This is a genomic window from Pseudolactococcus raffinolactis NBRC 100932, assembly GCF_001591765.1.
GTDB classification, from domain to species: Bacteria; Bacillota; Bacilli; order Lactobacillales; family Streptococcaceae; genus Pseudolactococcus; species Pseudolactococcus raffinolactis.
Window position 1 is genome coordinate 1 of record NZ_BCVN01000069.1, and the last position, 3176, is coordinate 3176.

At 44.6% G+C, this 3176-nt stretch carries 2 protein-coding genes; both read left to right on the forward strand.

The features are described from left to right. The first annotated feature begins 386 nt into the window (after positions 1-386). The gene (locus LRA01S_RS10280) at positions 387-2702 is read left to right on the forward strand and encodes an MBG domain-containing protein (protein WP_061775522.1); all 2316 of its coding nucleotides are present in this window, start codon (positions 387-389) and stop codon (positions 2700-2702) included. A 45-nt stretch (positions 2703-2747) separates the two neighbouring features. Further along, a complete protein-coding gene (locus tag LRA01S_RS10845) occupies positions 2748-2906 on the forward strand; it encodes an LPXTG cell wall anchor domain-containing protein (protein ID WP_163604786.1) in 159 nt (52 codons plus the stop codon). The last annotated feature ends 270 nt before the right edge of the window (positions 2907-3176 follow it).

Consider the following 3176-nt stretch of genomic DNA (forward strand, 5'->3'; position numbering starts at 1 on the left):
TGGTAGCTCGCCAGAGATAAATAGAATCGGGATCGTCGTCTGTTTGAGGACATCTCGGTAATCTTTAGTGAGCATGGACTGCGAGGGGGACAATATCAACTTTTGACTGTCAATACGATTTAATAAATGCTTGTATCTTATAGTATACTATAGATTAGCATGTGAAGCTTCCAAAAACCCATGAAAATAAGCAGTACCTGATTGTCGATTGTTTCGGGAATAAGGTACTGCTTTTTAGCACCTAAAATCAAGATCGAGCGTTGGCAATGTCGATAAGTACCATTCATTTATTATTTATTGTAAAAAAAACAAAAATGTTAAAATAAAGTATAAAAAGAGGTTGATTATGATAAAAAGATAAATAGAAACTGGAAGGAGCGATTACTATGACAATCAAACACACGTCTAAATTTAGACAGAAAGTGCTATCATTTTTACTAGGCTTAAGTCTTTTGTTTAATGTATTGGCACCCGTGACAACGGTGTTGGCAGATACACTACCAACTTATACCATTGACTACTATGCCGTGCGTGATGGTTTCCCATATCAGCATGGTGGGGAGCTTTCACTTTATACTGAGACACACCCGCTGGACTATGCTTGTGTTAATGACGGGTCAACAGCTGTTACAGGTCCTGTGGGCTACGTATTTAGCTACTGGTCAAGTGATGAAGCAGGACTGAACGTCGTGAGTTGGGATCAGAATTATATCCCTGACACACATGAGAATGCCAGCTACTATGCCCACTTTACACAGATGGCGCAAAGAACAATCAAGGTTAAACCAGTTAGTCTTTGGAAGGAGTACGATGGTATTCTATTTCAGCCGAATAGCTACGAAGTTGTCGAAGGTAGTTTTGACCCGTGGGACGATGTCTGGTTTGATGATATGGGGATTTACTATGACGGCTTAGGAGCCAATGTGGGAACTTATCAGACTTATATTTTAGGTGGTTTAGAACTCGCAGGCGGCGATGCTTGGAAATACCGTTTGGAATTTCTCCCCGGAGAACTGACCATTACCAAGAGACTTGCGACCATCACTGTGGATGACAAGACGCAAATTTATGGCGATCCTGATCAGATGTTCAGTTTTAGTTCAGATGGTTTCTTAGGTGGCGAAGCACCTGCCCCTACTGACTATCGTATGAGTCGAATACCAGGCCGAAACGTTGACACTTACGATATTAATATCTTCTCCAACGGCACCTATACAAATGATAACTATGACATCCAACTCGTACCGGGAACCTTGCAAATCACGCCTCGACCTGTGCAGATTATCGCAAATGATGCCAGCAAGGTGTATGGCGATACCGACCCTAGTTTTACTTTAGAGACCCGTAATTTTCTTAACGGAGAGGCGCCTACCCCTGCTGACTACAGAGTGACGCGTCCTAGTGCTGGTACCGAAGAGGCGGTTGGCATTTACGGCGGTTCGCTTGTGGTGACAAATATTGGTGGCTTCTCTAATCGTAACTATGACATCAGCTTGATATCGGGTACCTTCGAAATCATGCCAAGACCCGAGTATAGGGTCGACTTTGATTTGAATTATGCTGGCGCTCCCGCTAATCCGGGTTCTCAACCTGTCAATATTAATGCTCCCTATGGTGCCTTGCCCGTACCTGATCATCGCTTCGGCTATACCTTTGCCGGCTGGACTACTGAACGATGGGGTGGTGCAGAAGTTACTACTTACACCATTGTCACTAACACGGGCAATCACACGCTTTATGCCCAATGGATACTGGACACTTATAGGATAACCTATCGTCCCGGGACACATGGGACTTTCGGTCAGGAAGAATACCACGTCATCTATGGTAGTCTGACACCAGAATTTAACAACGGTCAAACTCCTACTGGGCAATTCGGTTATACCTTTGCCGGTTGGGACAATCCCATTTCGAATTTTGTCACGCAAAACGCCGACTATACCGCGCAATGGGTACCCGCAACCTATCAAATTCAATATGACTTAGATGGCGGCACGAATAGCACCAATAACCCATCGACCTATACGTTTGGTGTCGGTGTGCCTGATTTCGAACCGGCGACTAAAGACGGCCACATTTTCTTAGGTTGGTTTGATGGCAATGACCAAGAAGTGACAGCTATTGCTAATACTGAAACGGGCGACCAAAAACTTTATGCCCATTTCAAATTAGATCAAACACGGATTGAAGCGGAGCCCATCGTTCGGACAATTCTTAAAAATACGACCTACACATGGCAACACACACATCATACGGCAGTGCTTTATGATGAAGATGGTATAGCAGTCGACGCTGAGCTTTGGGCGATAATTGATGGTAAGGTCTATGATGCAGATGATTTGGCGGAATTGCCAGAGGGTGTCCATCAGGTCACGTTTACCAATGTCAATCCAACGCTGAGATTTGCTCCCTATAGTCGGTTATTGGCGAGAGCTGGCGTTAGAGAAGTGACAGCAGAAACGACAGCGACAATCATTGCGGAAGAAGCGAAGCCAGCACCGATAACTATCCGCTATGTCGACCAAGGCGGTAAGGAACTTAAAACCTCACTTGTTTTGACAGGAAAAATCGGGGATACGGTGGCAAGTTCAGCCCCTATGATTGCAGGTTATGAGCTAATTTCTCTCAGTCGTCAAGTCAATACGGTCGTCACAGACAAAGCGCAAACCTTTACTTTCGTTTACAAAGCAACTGTTCAATAACCAGACTTACACATCGGCACGCCAACAACAGGAACACCGCTACCCGTGGCTGGTACGCCATTACCGACCACAGGGACACCGTTACCAAGAACGGGCGAAAGACAAGAGTCCTTACAGCTCTTGATTGGCTTGCTTCTCGTTGCGGTGACAAGTCTCCTGTCTTGGCTCAAACTCGGGCAACTCTTTGCCAAAGCGCGTGAGTAGTAGGTTAAGCTGATTTGCTAAATGATGAATACTGTATCAAACCTCTCTGAGATAGCTTACCGTAAAGGGTAGGCTATCTTTTTTGCTTGTGATATTTGCACGAGCAGTAGCAAAAAATTGTATTAGCTATAGCAAAATATTATATGAGCGATAATGAAAATCATGTCGGCAGTCATGCCCACATGATTTTGATAGGTTGATGAACTTTAAAACTCACTGCCGCCATTTTCCCGCAAGAAAGCTAGCAAGACCTGATTGGTTTCATCAGGA

Excerpts from the sequence above, each read along its gene's own strand:
- LRA01S_RS10280 (WP_061775522.1), top strand. The coding sequence starts at position 387 with ATGACAATCAAACACACGTCTAAATTTAGACAGAAAGTGCTATCATTT.